A 22,472-nucleotide genomic window follows, 5' to 3' on the forward strand; every position below is an offset into this window, starting at 1 on the left:
TGATTGATTGCGGTTGCGGGCGTCCCGGCCGATAAAGGCGCCGATACCCAGTTGCCGGAGTGTGCCGCCATGACCCTGCGCTTCATCCATGCGTCCGACCTGCATATCGGGCGCAAGTTCGCCAATATCCCACAGCCCGAAGACGGCAACATTCGCGGCCGGTTGATGGAGGCCCGCCATGGCGCGATCGCCCGGCTAACCGAGGTGGCGCAGTCCCGCGATGCCGGCCATGTTCTGCTGGCCGGCGACACCTTTGACACGGCCACGCCCTCGCCTGCGGTGATCCGGCAGGCGCTGGCGGCGATGGGCGAAGCCGGCGGCGTGACCTGGTGGCTCCTGCCCGGCAACCACGACAACCTGCGCGATGCCGAGCCGCTCTGGGAGGCGATCCGCCGCGACGCACCCGCCAATGTCGTGGCGCTCACCGAGGCGGACCCGCAACCACTGGGCGACGTGGCCACGCTGCTGCCGGCACCGGTGGCCTTTCGCGCCGGGGCCAGCGATCCGACCGAGCCGCTGGTGCGCATGGAAAGCGAGGCCGGCCGGATGCGCGTGGGGCTGGCCCATGGCGGCGTCACCGATTTCACCGGCTCGGGCGAGGCCATCGCCCCCGACCGCGACCGCAGCGCGCGGCTCGACTACCTGGCACTGGGCGACTGGCACGGGCGGCTGCCGGTCTCGGACCGGGTGCACTATTGCGGCAGCCCCGAGCAGGACCGTTTCAAGCATGGCCGGCGCGGCGTCTGCCTTGCGGTCACGCTTGAGGGCCCCGGCGCCCCGCCGCAGGTCGAAGAAGTCGAGACCGGCGCCTTTCTCTGGACCGAGCGCCCGCTGGCGCTGCACCCGCGGCAGGACGCGGCGCAGGCGCTGGCGACGATCCTGCCCGAAACCGGGCGGCGCGACGTGCTGTTGCGGGTGCGGGCCAATGGCTGGGCCGGGCTGTCGGATCAGGCCGATCTGCGCCACGCGGCGGATCGGGTCGCCCCCGATTTCGCGCATTTCGAGCTGCTGACCGACGAACTCGGCACGCAATACGATGCCGGCGACCTCGACGAGATCGACCGCGCCGGCGCCTTGCGGCTGGCCGCCGAGAGCTTGCAGGAGGCGGCGCAATCCGAAACCCTGTCGCACCAGGATCGGCAGGTGGCCGGGGATGCGCTTGCCCGGCTCTACGCCTATGTTCGGGAGGACGCGCAATGAAGCTCCGCGCCATCACCGTCAACAATGTCCGCCGTTTCACCGATCCGGTGGCGATCGATGCCATCGACGACGGGCTCAACCTGCTCTGTGCACCGAATGAACACGGTAAATCCACGCTGTTCGACGCGATACAGGCGCTGTTTTTCAAACCGCATGGCTCGCGTGACAAGGAGGTCACCGCGCTGCGGCCCCATGCCGGCGGATCGCCCGAGGTCAGCGTCACGGTCGAGACCGAGGCGGGGCGCTTCACCCTGTTCAAACGCTGGCTTGGCAAGGCCGCCGCGACGGTGCACCGCGACGGCACGCTGATCGCCCAGGCCGATGAGGCCGAGGCCTGGATCGCCGAACTTCTGGGCGGTGACGGGGGTGGGCCTTCGGGGTTGATCTGGGTGCGGCAGGGCATGACCGAGCTGACGGGCGGCACCACCAAGGAGCAGAAGCTGGCGCTCGAGGCACGGCGCGATCTGATGACCTCGGTCGGCGAAGAGGTCGAGCAAATGACCGGCGGGCGGCGCATGGACATGGCGCTGGCCAGATGCCGCGCCGAACTCGACGATCTTGCCACCGGCAAGAACCGCAATCCGCGCAAGGGCGGCCCATGGCGCGCCGCGCTCGACCGGGTGGAAACGCTGACCGAGCGGCGCGACAGTCTCGCTGCCACGGCGGAGGCGCTGCACGCGGCCCTGGCCGAGCGCAAGCGGGCCCGGCGCGATCTGCATGCCTGGGAGGCGCCCGAGGCGGTGGAAGAACGCCGCGCCCGGCTCGAGGCGGCCGAGGCGGCGCATACCGCCGCCAAACGCCATGCCGAGGATGTCGCCGCCGAGGCGCAGAAGCTCCAGACCGCCCGGCTCACCGCAGAGACCGCCCGCACCCGCCTGAATACCCTGCGCGAAACGCTGGCCGAACATGACGAGGCGGCCAGGCTCCTTGCGGCGGCCGAGCAGGAAGCGGCGCAGGCCCGTGCCACGGCCGAGACCGCCCGCGCGGCCCGAGATGCCGCCGAAGGTGATCTTGCCACCGCGCAAGAGGATTTGACCGAAGCGGAAACACAGCGTGCCGCCGCCCTGCGCGCCCAGGCGGCGCGCGATGGTGCCGACCGCAGGCGCGCCCTCACCGCGCGCATCGCCGAGGCCGAAAAGACCCGCAGCGCCATGGAAGACGCCGCCGCCGCCGCGCGTCAGGGCCCCGACGACACGGCGCTGCGCCGGCTCGAAACCCTCGCCACCGCGCATGCCACGACCAAGGCCGCGCGCGAAGCCACGGCCACTCAGGTCATTGCCCGCTACGCCCCGGGACAGGACGGCGCCATATCGCTGGGCGACCGCGCCCTGCCCGAGGGCACGGCCACCGCCCTGCCCCGCGCCACGCAACTGACCATCGCCGGCATCGGCACGCTCGAGGTGCGCCCGGGCGAAGGCCAGCACGACGATACCTCGGTCGAGGCGGCGGCGCAGGCGCTGCGCAATGCGCTCGAGTCACTGGATGTCGAGACCCTCGAGGCCGCCCGCGCCGCGGGCGAAACCCGCGTCGCCGCCGAACACCGGGCCGGCGAGGCCCGCGCGGTCCTGGCCAGTCTCGCGCCCGATGGCATCGATCAATTGCGCGCGGCGCTGGCCGCCATTCCGCAGCCCGAAGACCGGGCCGAGGCGCCCGATCCCGAGGCGGCGGAACAGGCGTTGAGCGCCGCGAGACAGGCCTTTGACGCCGCCCGCATCGCACATCAGACCGCCGCCGACCACTTCGCCGATGCCCGCAACGACGCGACCCGCAGCGATACCGCGCTGACCTCTCTGCAAGACCGGCTGGCCCGCGCCGAGACAGCCCGCGCCCGGCTGGGCGACAGCGCAGAAGAGACGCTGGCCGCAGAACTGCATCAGGCGGAAACGGCGCTGCGCGCGGCCGAGACCCGCCATGCCGACAAGGCCCGCGGCGCCCCCGATCCGGCCAGCACCGAAGCGGCGCTGAACCGCGCCACATCGGTCGAACGGAACGCAAGGGAAGAGATCACCCGGCTGAAGCCGCTGCTGGCCCGGCTCGACGAACGCATCGGCCGCTCCTCCGGCGAGGCGGTCGAGGAACGGCTGGAGGAAACCCGGCAGGAACTTGAAATCGCCGAGGCCGCGCTGGCGCGGATCGCGCATGAAAAGGATGTGCTGATCCGGCTCGAGGCGGCGCTCGAAGCCGCCCGCACCGAAGCGCGGGAGCGCTATTTCAGCCCCATCGCCCGCGAGCTGAAGCCGCTGCTGCACCTGCTCTGGCCTGAAGCCGAGCTGACCTGGGGCGACAGCTCGCTGCTGCCCGACGCGCTGGTGCGCGATGGCCGGGAAGAGCCGATCACCATCCTTTCGGGCGGTACCCAGGAACAGGTGGCGCTGCTGGTCCGGCTGGCCTTTGCCCGGCTGCTGGCGGCAACCGGGCGGACGGCGCCGGTGATCCTCGACGATGCGCTGGTCTTTACCGATGACGACCGGATCGAGCGCATGTTCGACGCGCTGCACCGCCAGGCCGGCGATCTTCAGATCATCGTGCTGAGCTGTCGCCAGCGGGCGTTTCGCGGGCTCGGCGGCAACAGTCTGCATCTCACGCCGGTCCCCGCTGCCAAGGCCGCCGAGTAAGGCTCAGCGAAAAATTGCCGCCCGCCGGCGGCCACGCGACGTCAACCAGAGCATGAAAGTTCTCAGCTCTGGACTATCGACACGATCTTGGTGATGTTTGGCGTCTGTCTCACGGGCCCGCGACAAAAGAGGCCCGGACGCAATCGCGAGAAAGGGAGATCTCGACAATGACACGCCATCTTTTGCTGACAACGGCCGCCGCAGTCCTGCTGGCCGCCAGCGGCACCACGCTTGCCGCACAGGATACGCACCCCGAAACCGGCGAACCCCTGGCTGAAACCCAGGTGTTCAAATATCGTCTGCTCGACCAGTTCCCGACCATCGATCCGCAACTGATCGAGGAAACCGCCGGCGGTCATGTGGCGCGTCAGATCTTCGAAGGGCTGCTGACCCAGAATGCCGACGGCACCCTGCGCCCCGGCGTCGCCACCGAATGGTCGAGCGAGGACAACCAGACCTGGACCTTCACGCTGCGCGACAATGCCAAGTGGTCGAACGGCGATCCGGTCACCGCCCATGACTTCGTCTATGCCTGGCGCCGGGCCGCCGATCCGGCCACCGCCTCGGAATATGCCTGGTATGTCGAGCTGACCCAGATGCAGGGCGCCAAGGAGATCATCGCCGGAGAGGCCGCCACCGACACGCTGGGCGTGCGCGCCGTGGATGACCATACGCTCGAGGTCACGCTGACCCAGCCGCTGCCCTATTTCCCGCAGATGGCGGTGCATTACACCCTGATGCCGGCGCATCAGCCCACCATCGAGGCGCATGGCGCCGATTGGACCGACCCCGAGAACATCGTGGTCAATGGCGCCTATACCCTGGCCGAAATCAGGGTCAACGAATTCTTCCGGCTCGAGCGGAACCCGGAATACTGGGGCGCCGAGGATGTCATCATCGACGAGGTCTATGGCTATGTCATCAATGACGCCAATCAGGCGCTGAGCCGCTTTCAGGCCGGCGAATTCGACATGATGGACGACCTGCCCGCCGGCTCCTATCCCGATCTCGAAGAGGAAAGCCCCGAGACCGCCCATGCGGTGCCGCGGCTCTGTTCCTACTACTACACTTTCAACCAGTCCGAGAGCGGGCACGAGGCGCTCAAGGATCCCAAGGTCCGCAAGGCGCTGAGCTATGCGGTGCGCCGCAATGTGATCACCGACCAGATCCTACAGGCCGGTCAGAAGCCCGCCTACAGCTTTACCCATTGGGCGACCGCCGATTTCGAACTGCCGACCATCGATTATTCGCAGATGTCGCAGGACGCGCGGATGGAAAAGGCCATGGAGCTGATGCAGGAGGCGGGCTATGGCCCCGACAACCCGCTTGATCTCGACCTGATCTACAACACTTCGGAAAACCACAAGCAGATCGCCATCGCGGTCAGCCAGATGTGGAAACCGCTGGGCGTCAACATCACCCTGTCGAACTATGAATGGCAGTCCTACCTCGACATTCGCGGCAATCAGCAATTCGACATCGCCCGCTCGGCCTGGTGCGCGGATTACAACGAAGCCTCGACCTTCCTGGACCTGCTGACCTCGAACAATGCCAACAACGACGGCAAATACATCTCGGAAGAGTTCGACCAGCTGATGGACGAGGCCGCCAAGGCCGATGATCCGCAGCCGCTTTACACCCAGGCGGAAGAGGTGCTCGCCCGCGACATGGCGATCATCCCGATCTACCACTACACCCAGAACTTCGTGCTGAACCCGGAGGTCAGGAACTGGCCGATGGAGAACGCCGAGAACAACTGGTACGTGCGCGATCTCTACCGCGCCGCGGCCGAGTAACAGGTGCGCGCCGGGGCGGGCTGAGCTTGCCTGCCCTGGCGCCACACACTCCGCATGACAGCCTTCATCCTTCGCCGCCTTCTGTTCGCGATCCCGGTCCTTTTGATCCTGATCGTGCTCACCTTTGTCCTGATGTACACCGCGCCGGGCAGCCCCTTTGCCTCGGATCGCGGGGTGCCGCCGGCCGTGCTGGCCAATCTCGAGCGGGAATACGGCCTCGACCGGCCGTTCCTCGCCCAGATCGGCACCTATATCTGGAACATCGTCACCCAGTTCGATTTCGGCCCCTCGTTCCAATACCGCGATCAGGACGTGAACGACCTGATCGAACAGGGATTTCCGGTCACCCTGACCTATGGTTTCTGGAGCTTCCTTGTCGCCGTTGTCGTCGGCGGCACGCTGGGCGTTGTCGCGGCGATCCGGCAGAACACCTGGCTCGATTACTTCGCCGTCGGCATTTCCATCGGCGCGCAGGTGCTGCCCAACTTCGTGATGGCGCCGATCCTGGTGCTCGTCTTCACCCTCTGGCTGGGCTGGCTGCCCGGCGGCGGCTGGCAGGGCGGGCAGATCGAATACCTAATCATGCCGGTGATCGCGCTCTCGACCTCCTTCATGGCCTCGATCGCGCGGATTGCGCGGGCCTCGATGCTCGAGGTGATGACCTCGAACTTCATCCGCACCGCCCGCGCCAAGGGCCTGCCGGGGCGCACCATCGTGCTGCGCCATGCGCTGAAGCCGGCGCTCCTGCCGGTGATCTCCTATCTCGGGCCGGCCTTCGTGGGGATGATCACCGGGTCGGTGGTGATCGATCTCTATTTCTCCACCGGCGGCATCGGCCAGTTCTTTGTCGCCTCGGCGCTGAACCGCGATTACGGCGTGATGATGGGGATCACGGTGCTGCTGGGCGCGCTGACGATCCTGTTCAACCTCTTGGTCGATATCCTCTACGCGTGGATCGACCCCAAGATCCGGTACTGACGCAATGGTTGTCTCCCATTCCCAATCGGCGGCTCTGACCGCCGCGGCCCCCATGGGGCCGCCCCGCTCGCTCTGGGCCGATGCCCGGGCGCGCTTCTTCCGCAACCGCGCCGCCGTTGGCGGGCTGGTGGTTCTGGGCCTTGTGGCCGGTTTTGCGATCTTCGGCCCCTTCGTGGCGCAGCATTCCATCGAGGAAATCAACTGGTCGATCCTCGGCAAGGTCGATGACGCCGGCGGCCCCTGTTTCCTGTCAGGCCCCGACAACGAGATCCCGCCCTGTTCCGAGACCGGCCATTGGTTCGGCACCGATGCCCAGGCCCGCGATCTCTTTGCCCGCACCGTGCAGGGCACACAGATCAGCCTGATGGTCGGCGTGGTCGGTGCGTTGATCGCGGTGCTGGTCGGCACGATCTATGGCGCGGTCTCCGGCTATTTCGGCGGCAGGCTCGACAACATGATGATGCGCGTGGTCGATGTGCTGATGTCGGTGCCCTACATGTTCGTTCTGATCCTTCTGCTGGTGGTCTTCGGCCGGTCGATCCTGATGCTTTTCATCGGCATCGGCCTGATCTCCTGGCTCGACATGGCGCGGATCGCGCGCGGCCAGACGCTGAGTCTTCGTAGTCGCGACTTCATCGAAGCCGCCATTGCCACCGGCGTGCACCCCTTCCGCATCATCCTGCGCCATATCGTGCCCAACCTTTTAGGCGTGGTGATCGTCTATGCGACGCTGCTGGTGCCCTCGATGATCATCTACGAAAGCTTCATCTCCTTCCTCGGGCTCGGCGTACAGGAGCCGCTGACCTCCTGGGGGGCGCTGATCAACGAAGGCGCAGACCAGATGCGCCAGGGACTTTGGATGCTACTGATTCCACTCGCTTTCTTTGTCGTCTCGCTGTTCGGCTTCTTCTTTGTCGGCGACGGGCTGCGCGACGCGCTTGACCCGAAGGACCGCTGAGATGACAGAGCACCTTCTCTCCGTCCGCGACCTCTCGGTCAGCTTCGACACGCCCGATGGCACGGTGAGCGCGGTCAACGGCATCTCGCTCGATCTGGCGAAACGCGACACGCTGGCGATTGTCGGCGAAAGCGGCTCGGGCAAGACGCAGCTGGCCTTTGCCATGTTGGGGCTGCTCGCGCGCAATGGCCGTTCGGAAGGCTCGGTCAGGATCGAGGGCCAGGAGATTCTCAACCTGCCCGAGGCCAAGCTGAACAAGGTCCGCGCCGAACGGGTGGCAATGATCTTTCAGGATCCGATGACCTCGCTGAACCCCTATCTCAAGATCGGCACCCAGATGGCCGAGGTGCTGCAACTGCACCTCGGAAAGTCGAAGCGCGCGGCAATGGAAGATGCCGCGAGGATGCTCGACGCGGTGCGCATTCCCGATGCCAAACGCCGGCTGGGCATGTACCCGCACGAGTTTTCCGGCGGCATGCGGCAGCGGATCATGATCGCCATGGCGCTGCTCTGCCGTCCGGCGCTGCTGATCGCCGACGAGCCGACCACCGCGCTCGACGTCACCGTGCAAGCGCAGATCATGGAGCTTCTGACCGAGGTGCGCGAGGAATTCGGCACCGCGATCATACTGATCACCCATGACCTCGGCATTGTCGCCGGCTCTTGCGAGCGGACCATGGTGATGTACGGCGGCCGGGTGATGGAAACCGGCCCCACGGACAAGCTCTTCGAAGCGCCCTCGCATCCCTATACGCTTGGCCTTCTGGCGGCCGTGCCCCGGCTGGATATTCCGCAGGAGGACCTGCTGACCATTCCCGGCGATCCGCCGGACCTGCTGGGCCTTTCGGGCGGCTGCCCCTTCACCCCGCGCTGCCCGCTGGCGCATGAGCCCTGCCCGCAGCGGATGCCCGATTTGGTGTCTTTCGACACCGACCGCAAGCGCGCCTGCCACGCCGCAAGGGAGGATGTTCACCGATGACCGACGTGTTGCTGGAAACCCGCGATCTCGACGTCACCTTCGACATTGCCAAACGCGGCGCCATGCCCTGGACCCGGCCAGACGCGCTTCAGGCGGTGTCAAAGGCCAATCTGACGGTGCACCGAGGCGAGACCCTGGGCCTTGTCGGCGAAAGCGGATCGGGCAAGTCGACGCTGGCGCGCGCCATCGTCGGCACGGTCAGGCCCACCGGCGGCCGGGTGTTGTGGAAAGGCCGCGACATCACCGCCCTGAAGCCGGCCGAACGCCGCGCCCATGGCCGCCATGTGCAGATGGTATTTCAGGATCCGCTGGCGGCGCTCGATCCCCGGATGAACGTCGGCCAGATCATCGCCGAACCGCTGAAAACCCATCGCGGCGACCTCGACGCCAAGGAACAGCGCCGCCGCGTCGGCGAGATGATGGAGCGCGTGGGCCTCCTGCCCAACCTGCAAAACCGCTATCCGCATGAATTCTCCGGCGGCCAATGTCAGCGCATCGGCATCGCCCGCGCGCTGATCACCGAGCCGGAGTTGGTGATCTGCGACGAGCCGGTCTCGGCGCTTGACGTCTCGGTCCAGGCGCAGGTGGTCAACCTGTTGAAAGGGCTGCAAAAGGACATGGGGCTGAGCCTGATGTTCATCGCCCATGACCTCTCGGTGGTGCGCCATATCTCGAGCCGCATCGACGTACTCTACCTTGGCCGCATCGTCGAGACCGGCACCGCGGCAGAGGTCACCGGCGCGCCGAAACACCCCTATACCCGCGCGCTGATCTCCTCGGTGCCGATCCCCGATCCACGGCTGGAACGGACGCGCCACCGGCCGGTGCTCAAGGGCGAGCTGCCCTCGCCGATGGACCCACCGTCGGGCTGCGTGTTTCGCACCCGCTGCCCGATCGCCCGCGAAAGCTGTGCCGAGGCCCGGCCGCCGCTTCTCGAGGCCGCGCCGGGCCATTGTGTCGCCTGCCCGTTTTACGAGGATGCCGGGGCCATGGGCGGCGCGGTTTCAGCCTGAGCAGTCAGAGAATGGCGCCGATGCGGTCGATGGCCTTGCGGATGTTCGCCTCGGAATTGGCGTAGGAAAAGCGCAGATAGTCTTCGCCCATGGCGCCAAAGGAGGTGCCGGCGACGGTCGCGACCCCGGCCTCGTCGAGAAAGCGGTTCTGCGCTTCCATCGCGCTCATTCCGGTGCCTTCGATATTCGGGAAGGCATAAAATGCTCCACCCGGATCGGAACAGCGCACGCCGGGCAGATCGTTCAGCGCCGCGACGATCACCGCGCGGCGGCTGTCGAATTCGGCCACCATGTCGCGCACCGCGTCCTGCGGCCCGGTCAGAGCGGCGAGACCGGCATATTGCGCCGCGGCGTTGACGCAGGAATGGTCGTTGATGCAGAGCCGGGTGACATGATCGACCGCCGCGTCGGGCCAGACCGCGAAGCCCAGCCGCCAGCCGGTCATCGCATAGGTCTTGGACCAGCCGTCGAGCAGGATCAGCCGGTCGCGGATCTCGGGATATTGCAGCAGGCTGACATGCTCCTGCCCGTGATAGAGCATCTGGGAATAGATCTCGTCCGACAAAAGCGCCACCTGCGGATGCTCCATCAACCCGGCGACCAGCTTGTCGATCTCTTCGCGCGGGGTGACGCCGCCGGTGGGATTGGCGGGCGAATTGATGATGATCAGCCGGGTCCTGTCGGTGATCTGGCCCAGCACCTCTTCGGCGGAAAAGGCAAAGCCGTTCTCTTCGCGCAGGCGGATCGGCACCGGGGTCGCACCGGAATACTTGATGACGGACTCATAGATCGGAAACCCGGGGTTGGGGTACATGATTTCCGTGCCCGGCTGGCCGAACATCAGCACGGCAAAGAACATCGTCGGCTTGCCGCCCGGCACAACCACCACGTTGTCGGGGTTGACCTCGGCACCGTGCCGGTGATGCAGATCGGCCGCCACCGCCTCGCGCAGAACCGGCAACCCGTTGGCGGGGGTATAGCCGTGATGGCCGTCGCGCAGCGCCTTGATCCCGGCCTCGACGATATGTTCGGGTGTCTGGAAATCCGGCTGGCCGATGCCCAGGTTGATGATCTCGCGGCCCTCTGCCGCCAGTTTCGAGGCGCGCGCCAGCACCATGAAGGCGCTTTCGGTTCCCAGCCGCGAGAGGCTGTCGGCAAAGATCAAGTCGGACATCGGGGAGCTTTCGTACTGGTGTCGGGGAGCGGTTTCGCGCGGATGCTACACCGCGGCGCCGGGAATGGAAAACCGGGTTTCGTGCGGCGGTCGTGCGGCCGTGGCTGCCCGATTTTCCGCCCCGTGCGGCCGCTGCCCGGCCGATTTCAGCCCAGCCGGGTTTGCCGCCTTGCCGCCGGCGTCAAAATAACGGTCATACTTGCCGGATAGACTGACGCCGAGACATCCGGGATTCGCCCATGCCCAATCCGCTTGCCAATGTCACCGTGCTCGACTTGACCCATGTGCTGGCCGGGCCCTTCGCCACCATGACGCTGGCCGATCTGGGCGCGCGGGTGATCAAGGTTGAACGGCCCCGCAGCGGCGATGACACCCGCGCCTTTCCCCCCTTCAAGGATGGCAAGAGCGCCTATTTCTCGGCTCTCAACCACTCCAAGAAAAGCATCGCGCTCGATCTCAAGGCCGAGGACGACCGCGCGGTCTTTCACCGGCTGCTGGCGCGCGCCGACGTGATTGTCGAGAATTTCCGCCCCGGGGTGATGGAGCGGCTGGGATACGGCTGGCGCGATCTGCACGCCGCCTATCCCCGGTTGATCTACGGCGCGGTCTCGGGCTTTGGCCACACCGGGCCGGATGCCCGGCGTCCGGCCTATGACATGGTGGCCCAGGCGCGTGGCGGGGTGATGTCGATCACCGGCGAAGCCGGCGGCGACCCGGTGCGCGTCGGCGCCTCGATCGGCGACATCGTGGCCGGCATGTATCTGACCCAGGGCGTGCTGGCGGCGCTGTTCGACCGCGAGACCACCGGCAAGGGCCGCAAGATCGATGTCGCCATGCTCGACAGCCAGCTCGCCATTCTCGAACATGCCATTGCCATCACCACCGCCACCGGCACACCGCCGGGGCGGACCGGCGCACGCCACCCGTCGATCACCCCGTTCGAGACCTTTCATGCTTCTGACGGGCTGTTTGTGATCGCCGCCGGCAACGACCAGCTCTTCGAGCGGCTCTGCGTCTGCCTCGCCCTGCCGATCGCCGAGGATCCGCGTTTTGCCACTAACCCGGCGCGCTGTAAAAACGCCCGCCTTCTCAAACGTTTGATCGAGGCGGTGACGCTCGACAATACCGCCGCCTTCTGGATCGCCAAGCTCGGCGCCGCCGGCATTCCGACCGCCCCGATCCAGGATGTGGCCCAGGTGCTCAAGGATCCGCAGATCGAGGCGCGCAGGATGGTTGTCGACGTGCTCGACCGCAACGGTCGCCACGCCTTTACCGCCGCCGGCAACCCGATCAAGCTCTCCGGCATGGAGGACCGCACCACAAGACGCCCGGCCCCCGATCTCGACGGCAATCGCGGCGAAATCCTGCATTGGCTGGAGGACGACACCGGCGGCTGACGTATCCGCGGCGGCGCTTGCCGCTTGTGGGCCTTTTACTCAGCCCTGTCGTGCCTATAGTCGCGCCAAACGCGCGAAAGAGAATCCCATGTCCTCCCAAGATCCCCTTGTCGTCTTTACCCCCTCCGGCAAACGCGGCCGCTTTGCCGCCGGCACACCGATCCTGACCGCCGCCCGGCAGCTGGGCGTCGATCTGGATTCGGTCTGCGGCGGGCGCGGCATCTGCTCCAAGTGCCAGATCACCCCGGGGGTGGGCGAATTTTCCAAACATGGCGTGACCGTGGCGCCCGATGCGCTGTCGGCGTGGAACGCCGTCGAAGAGCGCTATGACCAGAAGCGCGGGCTGAAACCGGGGCGACGGCTGGGCTGTCAGGCGACGGTGCAGAGCGACGTGGTGATCGACGTGCCGCCCGAAAGCCAGGTGCACAAGCAGGTGGTGCGCAAAGCGGCAAGCGCCCGCGCCATCCTCATGGATCCGGCCACCCGGCTGTTCTTCGTGGAGGTCGAAGAGCCCGACATGCATGAACCCACCGGCGATTTCGAGCGGCTGGAACGCGCGCTCGAAAAGCAATGGGATATCAAGGGCCTGCGCGCCGACCTCAGCCTGATAGGCAAACTTCAGAAGGTTCTGCGCAAGGGCGACTGGCGGGTGACCGTGGCGCTGCATCACGATCATCGGGCCGCGCGATCCACCGTCATCGACATCTGGCCGGGGCTGCATGAGGCCGGGCTTTACGGGCTGGCGATCGACCTTGGCTCCACCACCGTGGCGGCGCATCTGACCGATCTCGAGACCGGCGAGGTCAAGGCATCCTCGGGCATCATGAACCCGCAAATTCGCTTTGGCGAAGACCTGATGAGCCGGGTGTCCTACGCGATGATGAATCCCGGCGGCGAGGTCGAGATGACCGCCGCCGTGCGCGAGGCGCTGAACACGCTGGCCGAGGAAATCGCCAAAGAGGCCGAGATCGACGCCAGCCTGATTGTCGAGACGGTCTTTGTCTGCAACCCGGTGATGCACCACCTGCTGCTGGGCATCGACCCGGTCGAGCTGGGACAAGCGCCCTTTGCGCTGGCGACGTCTGAGGCATTGCGGATTGACGCCAAGGAACTCGACCTGACCGCCATCAACCCGCGCGCCAAGACCTATGTGCTGCCCTGCATCGCCGGCCATGTCGGCGCCGATGCGGCTGCCGTGGCGCTGTCGGAGGAGCCGGGCAAATCCGAGGATCTGGCGCTGATGGTCGACGTTGGCACCAATGCCGAGATCCTGCTGGGCGACAAGAGCCGGGTTCTGGCCTGTTCCTCGCCCACCGGGCCGGCCTTTGAGGGCGCACAAATCTCTTCCGGCCAACGTGCCGCCCCCGGCGCGATCGAGGCGATCCGCATCGACCCCGAGACCAAGGAACCGCGGTTCCGCGTCATCGGCTGCGATCTCTGGTCCGACGAGGAAGGGTTCGCCGAAGCCACGGCGGCCACTGGCATCACCGGCATCTGCGGCTCAGGCATCATCGAGGCGGTGGCCGAGATGCGGCTGGCGGGCCTTGTCGATCCCTCGGGGCTGATTGGCGGCGCCGAAAAGACCGGCACCCCGCGTTCGGTCCCCGAGGGCCGCACCCATGCCTATCTGATCCATGACGCCAGCGCCGAGGGCGGGCCACGCATCACCGTGACCCAAGGCGACATCCGCGCGATTCAGCTTGCGAAGTCAGCGCTTTATGCCGGGGCGCGGCTGTTGATGGACACCCGCGGCGTGGACAAGGTGGATCGGGTGGTGCTGGCCGGGGCCTTTGGCGCGCATATTTCGCCGCTGCATGCCATGGTGCTGGGGATGATCCCCGACGTGCCGCTCGACAAGGTGACCAGCGCCGGCAACGCCGCCGGCACCGGCGCCCGGATCGCGCTCTGCAATATCGCCGCGCGCAAGGAGATCGAGCGGGTGGTGCGCCAGATCACCAAGGTCGAGACCGCCATCGAGCCGAAATTCCAGGAGCATTTCGTCAACGCCAATGCCATCCCGCATGCCACCGATCCGTTCCCTGAACTGCTCAAGCACGTCACCCTGCCTGACGTGAGCTTCAACACCGGCGGCGACGATGGGGAAAGCGGTGGCCGCCGGCGGCGCCGGCGGCGCGGCTGATCCCGGGGGCCGGCGCAACAGGAGAATGCAGATGTCCGACAACGACGCCCAGGCCGATTATTGGAGCAGCGACGCGGGCCGCAAGTGGATCACCCATGAGGCGGCAATGGACGCCTCGATGACAGCGGTGCTCGACCGCGTTCTCGCCCTGGCCGCGCTGGCGCCGGGCCAGCGGGTGCTCGATATCGGCTGTGGCGCCGGGGCGACAACCGGAGCGGCGGCGGCCCGTGTCGGGCCGACCGGTCATGTTACCGGGGCGGATATCTCCGCGCCGCTGCTGGCACGGGCACGCGAACGTTTCGCCGGCGCGGACAGGATCGATTTTCTGCGGGCCGATGCGCAGACGCATGACTTTGGCGGCGCGCGGTTCGACCGGGTGATTTCCCGGTTCGGCGTGATGTTCTTTGCCGATCCCGAGACCGCCTTTGCCAATATCCGCCGCGCCATGCTGCCCGGTGCGCGTCTGGCCTTTGCCTGCTGGGGCGATCCGGCGCATATCCCCTGGTTCGCGATCCCCGCCGGGATCGCCGCCGCCCGCCTCGGCCCGGCCCCCGAGGCCGAGCCGACCGCCCCCGGCCCCACGGCCTTTCGCGATGCGGCGCGGGTGCGGGATATCCTCTCCGCCGCGGGGTTTTCCGACGTGGGGTCTGTCACCGAAAATATCCCGATCCGCCCGCCCGGTACGCTGCGCGACGTGGCCGAACTGGCCGGCAATCTTGGGCCTGCATCGTTTCTGTTGCGCCACCACGAAGGTGACGCCGAGGATCGCCGGTTCATCGTCGACGGCATCGCGGCGGCGCTGCCCCCCTATGAGACCGAAACCGGCATTACCCTGCCCTGTGAGGTTCACCTGATCACTGCCACCGCCTGAGCTGCCCCGACACACGGGCGGGTGAGAAATCGTGACAGGGTCCGACCGGCCGAAAGCGCTAGATTATCTGTGCAATCAAAAGGGAGGACACTGAGATGACCAAACATATTTTCGCTCTGGCGCTCGCAGCGGCCGCGGCCACCGCCAACGCGCAGGATGCGCCGTTCGGCACCGAGGCCGACGCGGCCTATGCCGCCGATCTCTGGAGCGTGATGGAAGAGCTGCGGATGGTCGGCGACGGCATGATCCACGCGATCCCCTATGAGGGCATCGAACCGCATGGCCTGATGCTCGAGACGTTTTTCACCGAAGGCACCGTCGATGGCCATACCGGCACGCTGATCGTCAAGCGCAACTACGGCCCGGCGGGCGTCTCGGCCGACGAGGTGCAGGCCGCGCCCGAAGAGCATCTCGGATCGATCACCGTCATGTTCCGCCGCGAGCAAGGGTATGACGCGGACAATCAGGATTGGTTCTGGGTGAAATACCTGCCCGACGGCACGCTTGATCAGAACCCGGCCGGGATGCAATTGGCGGGACGGGTGGCCAAGGGCGCCGATGCAGGCTGCATCGCCTGTCACTCCGGCTCGGACAACTATCTCTTTACCAATGCGGCGATTACCCCGTAACTCCGCGCCAGCGCGGTCTCGCGGCGTCACGCTGCGGGACACGCGGCATCACGTAACCGTGATCCAGGTAAACTAATTCGTTGGTGATCCCGTACTTCCTTGCATCCCGCGCCGATGACGGTGCGGCGACTTCAAAGGGAGACACCTTCATGACACGTATTCTTTCCGCGACCGCGCTCGCCGCCAGCATGGCGACTGCCGGCTTCGCCGCAAGCCATTCCGAAACCGAAAATCCGATGGTTGGCGGCGCCGCGATGTTTGCCGACAAGACGATTGTCGAAAACGCCGTCAATTCCGCCGATCACACCACGCTTGTCGCCGCCGTCAAGGCCGCCGGGCTGGTCGAAACGCTGTCCGGCGAAGGCCCATTCACCGTCTTTGCGCCCACCAACGACGCCTTTGCCGCCCTGCCCGACGGCACCGTCGAGGCGCTGCTGCAACCTGGCATGAAGGACGAATTGACCGAGGTGCTGACCTGCCACGTGGTGGCCGCCGATGCGATGTCGATGGCGATCAAGGGCATGATCGACGACGATGGTGGCACCCATCCGGTGTCGACGGTGGGCGGCTGCACCCTGCAAGCCACCTATATGGGTGACAAGATCATGATCGAGGACGAACAGGGCCGGACCGCGACCGTCACCATCGCCGACGTCAAGCAATCGAACGGCGTGATCCATGTCATCGATACCGTACTTCTGCCCGCCGAGGACGCGGCGATGGAAAGTGACGCCGCTATGGAAACCGATGCGGCGATGGAAATGGCGGACGCCGATGTTCCGATGGTGGGCGGCGCCAAGATGTTCCCCAACAGAACCATCGTCGAAAACGCGGTGAACTCGGCCGATCACACCACCCTGGTCGCCGCCGTGAAGGCCGCCGGTCTGGTCGAAACCCTGTCGGGCCCCGGCCCCTTCACCGTCTTTGCCCCCACCAATGACGCCTTTGCCGCCCTGCCCGACGGCACCGTCGAGACCCTGCTGAAACCCGAGAACAAGGACCAGCTGACCAAGATCCTGACCGCGCATGTGGTGGCCGGCAGCTGGACCGCCGAAGACATCATCCGCGAGGCACGCAAGAGCCGCGACAACTTCTATCACTTTGCAGCGGTCTCGGGCGATGCGCTCTCGGCCAAGGTGACGGCCGGCAATCGGGTGTTCATCTTTGACGAAAACGGCAATGCCTACGAGGTGACCCAGGCCGATGTCATGCAATCGAACGGTGTCATCCATGTGGTCGAAGGCGTGCTCCTGCCGCGCTGATCTCCGATCTTGCCACCCACAGAGCACAAAGGGCCGCCCCGCAACGCCGGGGCGGCTTTTTCGTGCCGGCTGCCGGATGCGGATCCTGCGCCATGGCTCTTGCAGAGCGTCGCGCTCTGCGCTATTTCGACGATCCAGAGCGCGGGTATGGTGAAAAGGTATCACGCGAGCTTCCCAAGCTTAAGTTACGGGTTCAATTCCCGTTACCCGCTCCATTTTCCCCACTCCAGGCCCAGTGTCGGGCCCGCTTTGCCGCCGCCTCTGCCAGCTCGCCGACCTCGGGTCTGACCGGCCCCGGGCGCGCCGCATCCTGCAACGTGGTGGTGAGATAGGCGGGCACCGGGCCGCGCTGTCGCACCCAGGTCAGGTCGCGCAGGATCGCAGAGGCCGCGCCGCCCAGCCTGTCGGGCAGTTCCTGCCCGCTCAGCACGCCCCAGACCCCGGTCCAGAGCCGCCCGACACTCCAGGGGTTGTAGCCACCGCCACCAAGCACCAGAAGCCGCGGCGCTGCGCCGTGCAGCCGCGCCACGAGGTCGAAATGCGCCCGGTTCGACAGTTCCAGTCGCGCCAGCGGATCTTCGGCCACCGCATCCGCGCCGCATTGCAAAACGATCGCCTGCGGATCGAGCCGGTCGATGGCGGGCAGGATCACCCGGTCGCGCAGCACGGCGAATTCGCTGTCATTCAGCCCGCGCGGCACCGGAAGGTTGAGCGCCGCACCGCCGGCCCGGTCCGCAAAGGCGCCAGTAAACGGCCAGCGCTGCGCCTCATGCACCGAGATCATGCGGATGTCGCCGGCGCCGGCCAGCGCCGCCTCGACCCCGTCGCAATGATGCGCATCGATGTCGAGATAGAGAATGCGCCGCAGCCCCTGCGCCCGGAACGCCAGCAAGGCCAGCACCGGATCGTTGAGATAGCAGAAGCCCGCCGCCCGGTCGGCCATGCCGTGATGGGTGCCGCCCCCGGGATTGAACACCACGCCGCCGTCGCGCAGCAATGCCGCGGCCAGCAGCGACCCGCCGGCGGCCGTGGCCGGCCGGCGGTACATCTCGGCATAGACCGGGTTCGACAGGGTGCCGAGCCCGTGCAGCGCGCGCATCTCATCGCTCACCGCCTGCGCCGCCTCGGCCGCCAGCAGCGCCGCGATATACCCCGGCGTGTGAAAGGCCTGAAGCGCCGCCGGCTTGGCCCGGGGCGAAACCCGGTAGCGATCCGGCGGCAACCAGCCCAGCGCGCGCGACAGGTCGATCACCGTCGGCACCCGCGGTATGCTCAGCGGATGACGCCGGCCGTAGGTCGAGCCGCGATAGATGCCCGAACCGATGAAAACTGCCTCTGTCATGCCGCCAGTCTGACCGGTTTTCACGCCGAGCGCGAGCCCATCGCAAGTTCGGCCGGCCCGGCCTTCACCTCCCTGACGTCGCGGTATAGAACGCCGGCAATGACTTTTCGCACTGTCTGTCTTACCTGTCTCCTGCTTCTGGCCTGCGGTCTGTTCGGCGCGCTGGCCGCGGCCCTCGGGCTGCCGATGCCCTGGATGATCGGCGCGCTGATCGGCTCGGCGCTGGCGGTGGCGGTGTTTCAGAACGGGCCGCTGGCCAGTTACGACTTCCCGATGCGGCTGCGCACCGGGTTCATCACCCTGATCGGCGTGATGATCGGCACCCAGGCCACGCCCGACCTGCTGTCCCAGCTGCAATATCTGCCGCTGACCCTGGCCGCGCTCATCGTCTTTATCGCCTGCGCCCATGCCGGCAATGTCGTGATCTTCCGTCGTCTCGGCGGCTACGACCGCACGACCGCCTTCTTCAGCGGCACCCCCGGCGGGCTGATGGAGAGCATTCTGCTGGGCGAAAGCGCCGGGGCCGATCTGCGCCTGCTGACGATCCAGCAGTTCCTGCGGATCATTGTCGTGGTCTCGCTGGTGCCCGCCGGTCTTTCGCTCTGGCTCGGCCACCCGGTGGGCAGCGCCGCGGGCGCGCTTCCCGGCGAGACGGCGCAGATCACCGCGGGCGAGCTGCTTCTGGTGCTGATCGCCGCCGCTGTCGGTCTGGCGCTGGCGCGCCTGCTGCGCCTGCCTGCGGGCCAGATCACCGGCCCTTTGTTTCTCACCGCCGGGCTGTCGATGGCGGGTTATATCGATCTGCATGTGCCGTTCTGGATGATCGCCACCGCGCAGGTCGTCGTCGGCGCCAGCCTCGGGCTGCGGTTCAAGGGGGTCACGGCGCGGATGCTGCGTCGCTCGGTCTGGCTGGCGCTGCTCTCGGTGGGCTTCATGCTGATCCTCGGCGCCGGGCTGGCCACCGGCCTGCATATTGCCACCGGTCTGCCCTTCCTGGTGCTGCTGATCAGCTTTGCCCCGGGCGGCGTGACCGAAATGTCGATCATCGCCCTCAGCCTCGCCGCCAGCCCGGCGCTGGTCAGCCTGCACCACGTGCTGCGCATCCTGCTGACGGTGGTGGAGCTGACCCTGCTGACCCGCGTGCAAACGACCAGACAGACCGCAAAAGTCCCGTCCGAGAACGACCCGCCCCGGCGGTGATCCAGCGGGCGTCCCGGCCACCGGGCGGACCCGGCGCAAAGACCGGGACGCGCGCCAGACGGTCAGGCCCGCCCCGGGGCCACGCGCCCAACCCGCCTCAGCCGGCCTTTTCTTCCAGCGTCAGCCATTCCTCCTCGGCCGCCTCAAGCTTGTCCTGGCGTTCGACCAGCGCCTCGGTGGCCTTCTTGAACTTCACCGGTTCGCGGGTGAACAGCGCCGGGTCGGCCAGGAGCCCCTCGAGCTTGCCGATTTCCGCCTCCAGCCGTTCGATCACCGCCGGCAATTCCTCGAGCCGGTGCTTCTCGGTAAAGCTGAGCCCGCCGGCGGGTGCCTTCATCTGCCGCTTCACCTTCGGCTTCGACGGCTTTGGCGTCTCGGCCTTTTCCACCACCGCCTCCGGCTGGCGCTGCGACTGGTAATCGCTCCAGCCGCCGGCATAGGCGGTCACCTTGCCATTGCCCTCCATGGCGATGGTCGTGGCCGCCACCCGATCAAGGAAATCCCGGTCGTGGCTGACCAGCAGCACCGTGCCGTCGTAATCGCCCAGCAGGTCCTGGAGCAGGTCCAGCGTCTCGACGTCGAGATCGTTGGTCGGCTCGTCGAGCACCAGCAGGTTGCTTTCCCGCGCCATGATCTTGGCCAGCAGCAGCCGCGCCCGTTCGCCACCGGAAAGCGAGGAAATCGGCGCCCGCGCCTGGCGCTCGTCGAACAGGAATTCCTTGAGATAGCCCACCACATGCTTGGGCTGGCCACGCACCATGATCTGATCGGCCTTGCCGGAAACCCGCATCTCGGGATCGCCGGTCAGATTGTCCCAGAGCGTCGCCTCCAGATCGAGCCGCGCCCGCGCCTGATCGAAGACCACCGGCATCAGGTTGGTGCCCAGGGTGACACGCCCGGCATCCGGCGCGATCTCGCCCAGCAGGATCTTCAGCAGCGTCGTCTTGCCCACGCCATTGGGACCGACAAAGGCCACCCGGTCACCGCGCTGGATCCGCAACGAGAAATCGCGGCAGATCGGCTTGTCGCCAAAGGTCTTGGAGATCGCCTCGGCCTCGATCACCTTGCGGCCCGATTTCGGCCCCGCCTCCAGCGCCATCGCCGCCGTGCCGGCGCGTTTGATCATCGAGGCGCGTTCCGCCCGCAGATCGCCGAGCGCGCGCACCCGGCCCATGTTGCGCTTGCGCCGCGCGCTGATGCCCTCGACCGCCCAGCGGGCCTCGCTCTTGATCTTGCGGTCGAGCTTGTGGCGCGCCTGATCCTCTTCTTCCCAGGTCTTGTCGCGCCAAGCCTCGAAATCGGCAAACCCCTTTTCCTGCCGGCGGGTCATGCCCCGGTCGATCCAGAGCGTCGCCCGGGTCAGCGCATTGAGAAACGCCCGGTCGTGCGAGATCAGCACAAAGGCGGCGCGCGGCGCCTTCAACTCGCGCTCCAGCCAGCCGATCGCCTGGATATCCAGATGGTTGGTCGGCTCGTCGAGCAGCATCAGGTCGGGCGCCTCGGCCATCAGCTTGGCCAGCGCCGCGCGCCGCCGCTCGCCGCCCGAGGCGGTCGCCACCGGCCGCGCCGGATCGAACTTCAGCCCCTCGCCGGCGCGCTCCACCTTGTAAAGCTCGCCCGGCTCCAGCCCGCTGGCCGCGAAATCGCCCAAGGTGGCAAAGCCCGAGAGGTCGGGCTCCTGCTCCATGTAGCCCACCGAAACGCCCGGCGGCACCACGCGGCTGCCGCGGTCGGGCTCGACCAGCCCGGCCATCACCTTCATCAGCGTCGACTTGCCCGAGCCGTTGCGCCCGACCAGCGCCACCCGGTCGCGCTCCTGCACCACCAGGTCGAGAGAATCGAACACCGGATCGCCGCCGAAGGTCAGGGAAATGCCGGAAAGTTGCAAAAGGGGTATCTGTGCCATGGCTCGCAGCTAGAGGCGCCACGCCCGATGGTCAAGGCCCGACACCGCTGCTTCCTCTTGCCGAAAATACCTTCTGCGCCGGCCAGATCGCGCGGTCGGCGCCGGCCTCCCGACACCGCCGCAAGCCGGGGCCGCGGGCCCGCACCCGATCCCGGCCGCCACCCGAACCGGCAGCTATCCCGCCACCGCCCGGAGCAGCTTCTTGCGGGCCGGCGGAATCGCCCCGATTTCCACCCCGGTAAAGACATGCAGCGTGTTCATCTGCCGGTCCACCACCGCATGATCCGACACCCAGCCGCCCATCATCAGATAGGTGCGCAGCAGGGGCGGCATCCGCCGCATGGCGAGCTTCATGTCGGGTTTGCGGCGCAGCCGGGCGGCAAAGCGAAAGACATTCGGCGCCTTGACCTTGGGCAGCCAGCGTTTCGGCCCGAGGTGGCGCTCCTTGAGCATGGCGAAGGCGTCGTAGTATTCGCCGGCCTCGGTGCCCCGGAACGAGGCGCAGCCAAACAGCAGCTCGACCGCATTGTCATCGACATAGGCGGTCATCGCCCCCCAGGCGACGCGCAGCACATCGGCGTCGGCCACCTCGGGATGCACGCAGAACCGGCCCATTTCGACCATCCGTCCCTGATAGGCGGAAAGCGCCGAAAGCTCGTAATATTGCGCCGAATAGCTGCGCGCGATCTCCGAGCCGCCGGTCAGCGGCAGGATGCGGAAACAGCAGACCAGCCTGTTGTCGCGCCGGTCCTCGACAAGCAGATGGGTGCAGTCGGCATCGAATTCATCGGCGTCGCGGCCCGGGCGGCCGTGAAAGGCCAGATGGCGCAGCGCCTGGGCGGCCGCGACATCCTCGGCGGTCTCGGCGATCCGCGACATATACCGGCCCTTGATCAGTGCTTTCATCAGAATGTTCCGCCTGGCAATGACCAACAGCTGGTCGGCCTCCTGCTGTCAGACAAGTATGACGGATTGATGACCACACGTCACGCCGCACCCGCGCTGTGGCGCC

17 protein-coding genes, 1 tRNA gene and 1 pseudogene are annotated in these 22,472 nt (G+C 66.9%); 15 read left to right on the forward strand and 4 right to left on the reverse strand.

The annotated features are described in order from the left end of the window. Window positions 1-69: 69 nt before the first annotated feature. From BMW90_RS06670 to BMW90_RS06700, 7 genes are all read left to right on the forward strand, one after another. Complete coding sequence (locus BMW90_RS06670) at window positions 70-1,200, forward strand: metallophosphoesterase family protein (protein ID WP_074835699.1); 1,131 nt, start codon at window positions 70-72, stop codon at window positions 1,198-1,200. Then, the gene (locus BMW90_RS06675; protein ID WP_074835700.1) at window positions 1,197-3,815 is read left to right on the forward strand and encodes an AAA family ATPase; all 2,619 of its coding nucleotides are present in this window, start codon (window positions 1,197-1,199) and stop codon (window positions 3,813-3,815) included. Before BMW90_RS06670 ends, BMW90_RS06675 begins: the two co-directional genes overlap by 4 nt. 167 nt (window positions 3,816-3,982) lie before the next feature. Continuing rightward, complete coding sequence (locus BMW90_RS06680; RefSeq protein WP_074835702.1) at window positions 3,983-5,611, forward strand: peptide ABC transporter substrate-binding protein; 1,629 nt, start codon at window positions 3,983-3,985, stop codon at window positions 5,609-5,611. Window positions 5,612-5,665: 54 nt separating this feature from the next. Next, complete coding sequence (gene oppB, locus BMW90_RS06685) at window positions 5,666-6,589, forward strand: oligopeptide ABC transporter permease OppB (RefSeq protein WP_074835703.1); 924 nt, start codon at window positions 5,666-5,668, stop codon at window positions 6,587-6,589. 4 nt (window positions 6,590-6,593) lie between these two features. Further along, on the forward strand, window positions 6,594-7,547 hold the full coding sequence (locus BMW90_RS06690; protein ID WP_074835705.1) for an ABC transporter permease subunit: 954 nt from the start codon (window positions 6,594-6,596) through the stop codon (window positions 7,545-7,547). Window position 7,548: 1 nt separating this feature from the next. Then, window positions 7,549-8,526 carry an oligopeptide/dipeptide ABC transporter ATP-binding protein gene (locus BMW90_RS06695; protein WP_074835706.1) on the forward strand — a complete coding sequence of 326 codons (978 nt, stop codon included), beginning with the start codon at window positions 7,549-7,551 and terminating at the stop codon, window positions 8,524-8,526. Then, window positions 8,523-9,539 carry an ABC transporter ATP-binding protein gene (locus tag BMW90_RS06700; protein ID WP_074835708.1) on the forward strand — a complete coding sequence of 339 codons (1,017 nt, stop codon included), beginning with the start codon at window positions 8,523-8,525 and terminating at the stop codon, window positions 9,537-9,539. Before BMW90_RS06695 ends, BMW90_RS06700 begins: the two co-directional genes overlap by 4 nt. A 4-nt stretch (window positions 9,540-9,543) precedes the next feature. On the opposite strand, the gene BMW90_RS06705 is transcribed toward BMW90_RS06700, so the two are convergent. After that, window positions 9,544-10,713, reverse strand: a complete 1,170-nt coding sequence (locus BMW90_RS06705; protein ID WP_074835710.1) for a pyridoxal phosphate-dependent aminotransferase — start codon at window positions 10,711-10,713, stop codon at window positions 9,544-9,546. Between the two features lie 239 nt (window positions 10,714-10,952). On the opposite strand from BMW90_RS06705, the gene BMW90_RS06710 reads away from it, so the two are divergent. From BMW90_RS06710 to BMW90_RS06735, 7 genes and pseudogenes are all read left to right on the forward strand, one after another. Next, window positions 10,953-12,110, forward strand: a complete 1,158-nt coding sequence (locus tag BMW90_RS06710; protein ID WP_048531875.1) for a CaiB/BaiF CoA transferase family protein — start codon at window positions 10,953-10,955, stop codon at window positions 12,108-12,110. Between the two features lie 88 nt (window positions 12,111-12,198). After that, window positions 12,199-14,250, forward strand: a complete 2,052-nt coding sequence (locus BMW90_RS06715; protein WP_074835711.1) for an ASKHA domain-containing protein — start codon at window positions 12,199-12,201, stop codon at window positions 14,248-14,250. A gap of 31 nt (window positions 14,251-14,281) precedes the next feature. Then, the gene (locus BMW90_RS06720; protein ID WP_074835811.1) at window positions 14,282-15,121 is read left to right on the forward strand and encodes a class I SAM-dependent methyltransferase; all 840 of its coding nucleotides are present in this window, start codon (window positions 14,282-14,284) and stop codon (window positions 15,119-15,121) included. A 95-nt stretch (window positions 15,122-15,216) separates the two neighbouring features. Continuing rightward, window positions 15,217-15,750 (forward strand): cytochrome P460 family protein, encoded by a 534-nt coding sequence (locus BMW90_RS06725; protein WP_048531880.1) that lies wholly within the window; start codon window positions 15,217-15,219, stop codon window positions 15,748-15,750. A gap of 149 nt (window positions 15,751-15,899) precedes the next feature. Next, window positions 15,900-16,457: pseudogene (locus BMW90_RS26975) on the forward strand (fasciclin domain-containing protein); the annotation flags it as partial. A 12-nt stretch (window positions 16,458-16,469) separates the two neighbouring features. Further along, window positions 16,470-17,012, forward strand: coding sequence for a fasciclin domain-containing protein (locus tag BMW90_RS26980; RefSeq protein WP_244526451.1), 543 nt, complete (start codon window positions 16,470-16,472; stop codon window positions 17,010-17,012). 141 nt (window positions 17,013-17,153) lie between these two features. Next, window positions 17,154-17,227 (forward strand) — tRNA-Gly (locus BMW90_RS06735). On the opposite strand, the gene BMW90_RS06740 is transcribed toward BMW90_RS06735, so the two are convergent. Continuing rightward, window positions 17,206-18,354 carry an arginase family protein gene (locus BMW90_RS06740; RefSeq protein ID WP_074835714.1) on the reverse strand — a complete coding sequence of 383 codons (1,149 nt, stop codon included), beginning with the start codon at window positions 18,352-18,354 and terminating at the stop codon, window positions 17,206-17,208. The two genes, BMW90_RS06735 and BMW90_RS06740, sit on opposite strands and share 22 nt — an antisense overlap. Before the next feature lie 99 nt (window positions 18,355-18,453). On the opposite strand from BMW90_RS06740, the gene BMW90_RS06745 reads away from it, so the two are divergent. Beyond that, complete coding sequence (locus BMW90_RS06745; RefSeq protein WP_074835716.1) at window positions 18,454-19,554, forward strand: AbrB family transcriptional regulator; 1,101 nt, start codon at window positions 18,454-18,456, stop codon at window positions 19,552-19,554. Between the two features lie 97 nt (window positions 19,555-19,651). Here BMW90_RS06745 and BMW90_RS06750 read toward each other — a convergent pair whose 3' ends face one another. Both BMW90_RS06750 and BMW90_RS06755 read right to left on the reverse strand, forming a co-directional pair. Then, window positions 19,652-21,460 (reverse strand): ABC-F family ATP-binding cassette domain-containing protein, encoded by a 1,809-nt coding sequence (locus tag BMW90_RS06750; RefSeq protein WP_074835717.1) that lies wholly within the window; start codon window positions 21,458-21,460, stop codon window positions 19,652-19,654. A 174-nt stretch (window positions 21,461-21,634) separates the two neighbouring features. Then, entirely contained in the window at window positions 21,635-22,366 is a 732-nt protein-coding gene (locus BMW90_RS06755; protein ID WP_074835813.1) for a GNAT family N-acetyltransferase, read from the reverse strand. Between the last annotated feature and the right edge of the window lie 106 nt (window positions 22,367-22,472).

The organism is Marinovum algicola (assembly GCF_900109145.1).
GTDB classification, from domain to species: Bacteria; Pseudomonadota; Alphaproteobacteria; order Rhodobacterales; family Rhodobacteraceae; genus Marinovum; species Marinovum algicola.